This is a genomic window from Streptomyces gardneri (assembly GCF_006539185.1).
GTDB lineage: Bacteria > Actinomycetota > Actinomycetes > Streptomycetales > Streptomycetaceae > Streptomyces > Streptomyces gardneri.
Genome location: NZ_BJMN01000112.1, coordinates 1 through 4493, shown reverse-complemented (window position 1 = coordinate 4493; position 4493 = coordinate 1). Strand labels below are relative to the sequence as shown.

Below are 4493 nucleotides of genomic sequence, written 5' to 3'. Positions count from 1 at the left end.
AGATGATGTACGCCAGGTCCTGCGGCCCCGACTGGGGTACGGGGTCGGTGTCGGCGTGCGCCGCGATGGTGTCCCAGTCGGCGTCGATCAGCACGTGCGCGGCCGTGCCGGGGAGCCGGTCGGCCAGGTGCGACTGCGTGACGACCAGCGGCGCGCGGGTGTCGGAGAGCATGAACTCCAGCCGGGCCGCCGGATAGTCCGGGTCGAGCGGCACGTACGCGGCGCCGGCCTTCGTCACGCCGAGGAGCGCGACGATCATGTCCGTGCCCCGGTCCAGGCAGACCGTGACCAGGTCGCCGGCCGTGATGCCGAGGTCCGTCAGGTGGTGGGCCAGCTGGTTCGCCCGGGCGTTCAGCTCGGCGTAGGTGAGGCGGGTGCCTTCGAAGGTGACGGCGGTGGCGTCCGGGGTGCGCGCGGCCTGTCGCTCGAAGAGCGCGGTGACGGTGGTGTCGTCCTCGTACGGGACGGTGGTGTCGTTGAAGGTACGGAGGACCTGCTCCCGCTCGGCGCCGGTCAGCACGTCGAACTCTCCGACGGGGCGGGCCGGGTCGGCGACGACCGCGTCCAGGAGGCGGGTGTAGTGGCCGGCGAGGCGGTCGACGGTGGCACGGTCGAACAGCTCGGTGGAGTAGACGATCTCGGCGTCGAGCGAGCCGTCGGACTGCTCGGTGAGGAACAGCGTCAGATCGAACTTCGAGGCATGCGTGGCGACTTCGATCGTCTCGATCGACAGACCCGGCAGCGTCCAGGCACTCTCCGGCACGTTCTGGAGGGCGAACATCACCTGGAAGAGAGCGTTACGGGAGAGATCCCGCTCGGGGGCCAGCTCCTCGACGATCCGCTCGAAGGGAAGATCCTGGTGCCCGAACGCGCCGAGCGCCGTCTCGCGCACCTGACCCAGAAGGTCCGTGAAGGACGGGTTCGCCGTGAGGTCCGACCGCATGACCAGGGTGTTCACGAAGAAGCCGACCAGGTTCTCGACCTCGGCACGGTTGCGGCCCGCGATGGGAGTGCCGACCGCGATGTCGTCCTGCCGGGACCACCGCGACAGCAGCACCTGGAAGGCCGCCAGGCCCGCCATGAACAGCGAGGCGCCCTGGGCGGAGGCGATGTCCTGGAGACCCTTCGCCACCTCCGCACCGACCCTGAACGTCACCGCGTCACCCGCACCCGAGCGGTGCAGCGGACGCGGACGGTCCGTCGGCAGCTCCAGCGGCTCGATCCCGGCGAGGCTCTCCCGCCAGTAGCCGAGCTGCCGCTCCTCCCGCTCCGGCGTCAGCCACTCGTGCTGCCAGAGAGCGAAGTCGCCGTACCGGATCGGCAGTTCGGCCAGTTCCACGGCCCGGCCGGACAGGGCCGCCGTGTAGAACTCCCGCAGCTCGTCCGTCAGGACCGACACCGACCAGCCGTCCGCCACGATGTGGTGGATCGCCATCGCCAGGAGCTGGCGGTCGTCCGCGAGACGCACGACCGTCACCCGCAGCAGCCGGCCGCTCGACAGGTCGAACGTCCCGCCCACACCCGCGTCGACGGCCGCACGGGCCCGCGTCTCGCGCTCGGCCTCGTCGGCGACGTCCCGCAGGTCCACGACCTCCACCGGCACCCGCCACGCGCCGTCCACGACCTGGACCGGCTCGCCGTCCTCACCGGTCACGAACCGGGTCCGCAGCACCTCGTGCCGCGCGACCAGGCCCGAGAACGCCGACTCCAGAGCGGCCAGGTCGAGGGCGCCCTCCACCGCGTACCCGAAGGGGATCACGTACTCCGCGCTCCCCGGCTCCAGCTGGTCCAGGAACCACAGCCGGCGCTGCGCGAAGGAGAGCGGCTTGCCGCCCGGGCTCTCGACCCGCTTGATGCGGTCGTCCACCGTGCGCTTGCTCATCCGGGCGAGAAGACGCGACTCGAGGCTGTCGCCTGTAGCGATACTCATCGGAATTTTCCCTTACCTGATCAGAGAGAAGTCGAGTCGGAGGTGGCGGTGGTGGTGTCCTCGAGCGCGAGCAGCTCCAGGACGTGCGCGCTGACGTCCGCGACGGTGGGCGCGAGGAAGAACTTCCTGAGGCTGACTTCGAGACCGGTCAGCAGGTCGATCTGGTTGATCACCCGGGTGGCCAGGAGCGAGTGCCCGCCGAGGTGGAAGAAGTTGTCGTGGACGCCGATCCGGTCGATGCCGAGGACCTCGCTCCAGATGCCGGCGATGATCCGCTCCACCTCGGTGCGCGGGGCGACGTACGCGTCGTCCGTCTCCGGGCGGTCGCCCTCCGGCTCCGGCAGGGCCTTGCGGTCGACCTTGCCGTTGGGCGTCAGCGGCAGGGCGTCGAGCAGGACGAACCAGTTCGGGACCATGTAGTCCGGCAGGCTCTCGCGGAGCCGCGCCCGCAGGGCGGCGACGCTCGGCTCGCGGCCGGCGGCCGGGACGCAGTAGCCGACCAGGCGCTTGTCGCCGGGGCTGTCCTCGCGGACGATCACGACGGCCGCCGCGACGTCCTCGTGCCCGGACAGCGCGGACTCGATCTCGCCGAGCTCGATGCGCAGGCCGCGCAGCTTCACCTGCTGGTCGATCCGGCCGAGGAACTCCAGGTTCCCGTCCGGGAGCCAGCGCACCAGGTCACCGGTCCGGTAGACACGCGCCCCGGGCTCCTCGGAGAAGGGGTGCGGGACGAAAACCTCGCCGGTGAGCTCGGGCCGGTTCCAGTAGCCCCGGGCGACGCCGGCGCCGCCGATCCACAGCTCGCCGGGGACGCCGATGGGCGCCGGGCCGCCGAAGCGGTCCATCACGAGGGCCTCGGTGTTCGCGATCGGCGAGCCGATCAGGATCACCCCGCGCGGCCTCGTGATCAGGCTGGACGTGGCGGTGATCGTCGTCTCCGTCGGGCCGTACGTGTTGTAGATCGGCACGGAGGTGTACTGGAACCACTCCTTCACCGCCGCGGCCGGGACCTGCTCGCCGCCCAGGACGAGGAGCCGGAAGCCGGGGCCCAGGGACCGGCCGTTGCCGAGGTGCGGGACGACCTGCTCCCACAGCGCGGGGGTCAGCTCGCCGACGGTGACACCCTCGGACTCGACGGTGTGGAGGAGAGAGGCGGGGCTCCACTTCTCCATGCCGCGCATGACCAGCCGCCCGCCGGAGATCAGGGTGGGGAAGATCTGCTCCGCCGCCGCGTCGAAGGTCACCGAGGCGAACTGCAGGACACGGTCCGCGTCCGTGATCCCGTACCGGCTGCGCATCTCCTGGAGCCGGTTGCTCATCGACCGGTGCTGGATCATGACGCCCTTGGGGGTGCCGGTCGATCCGGAGGTGTAGATGATGTACGCCAGGTCGTCCGGGCCCGACCGCTGTGCGGGGTCGGTGGCGGGGCGGGCGGCGATCGTGGGCCCGTCGGTGTCGAGGAGGACCCGCGCGGCCGCCTCCGGAAGCCGGTCCGCGAGGTGCGCCTGCGTGACGACCAGCGGGGCGCGGGTGTCGGCGAGCATGAACTCCAGGCGGGCCGCCGGGTATTCGGGGTCGAGCGGGACGTAGGCGGCGCCGGCCTTCATCACGCCGAGGAGGGCGACGATCAGCTCCGGCCCCCGGTCGACGCAGACCGTGACCAGGTCCTCGGCCTTGATGCCGAGGTCGATCAGGTGGTGCGCGAGCCGGTTGGCGCGGGCGTTCAGCTCCCCGTACGTGAGACGGGCGCCCTCGCAGGTGATCGCCACGGCCTCGGGGGTGCGGGCGGCCTGCCGCGCGAAGAGCTCGTGGACGGTGACGTCGTCCTCGTACGGGACCGCCGTGTCGTTGAAGGTGCCGAGCAGCCGCTCGCGCTCCGGGGCGCCGAGGAGGCCGAGCTCTCCGACCGGGCGCGCCGGGTCGGCCGCGGCCGCGGCCAGCAGGTTCGTGTAGTGGCCGGCGAGGCGCTCCACCGTCGTGCGGTCGAACAGCTCGGTGGAGTAGACGAGTTCTCCGGCGAAGCCGCCGTCTCCCGCCGGGGTCAGCGTCAGCGACAGGTCGAACTTGGCCGCCTCCGAGATCACCGTCTCGTCCGAGGTCCACCGCGCGCCGTCGGTGACGAAGTCCGTCGTGCCCAGGGTGCTCTCGCGGAGCTCGAACATGACCTGGAAGAGGGCGGTGCGGGAGAGGTCGCGCTCGGGGGCGAGCGCCTCGACGATCCGTTCGAAGGGAAGGTCCTGGTGTGCGTACGCGCCGAGGGCCGTCTCGCGCACCTGGCCGAGGAGGTCCGTGAAGGAGGGGTTGGCCGTGAGGTCCGAGCGCATGACCAGCGTGTTCACGAAGAAACCGACGAGGTCCTCGACCTCGGCGCGGTTGCGGCCCGCGATGGGGGTGCCGACCGTGATGTCGTCCTGCCGCGACCAGCGCGACAGCAGCACCTGGAAGGCCGCGAGGCCCGCCATGAAGAGGGAGGCGTTCTGGCCGGAGGCCAGCTTCCGCAGGCCCTCCGCCGTGGCGGCCGGCACCCGGAAGGTCAGCGCGTCACCCGCACCGGAGCGCACCG

Annotated in this window: 2 protein-coding genes; both read right to left on the bottom strand. The window is 71.5% G+C overall.

Annotated elements, in window-relative coordinates; translation table 11 throughout:
- Positions 1 to 1930, bottom strand: a 1930-nt coding sequence (locus tag SGA01_RS40490) for a condensation domain-containing protein (RefSeq protein WP_141303402.1), incomplete at its 3' end; no start/stop codon positions are given.
- Positions 1931 to 1950: 20 nt separating this feature from the next.
- A partial coding sequence (locus SGA01_RS40485) for a non-ribosomal peptide synthetase (RefSeq protein WP_141303400.1) occupies positions 1951 to 4493 on the bottom strand: 2543 nt, incomplete at its 5' end.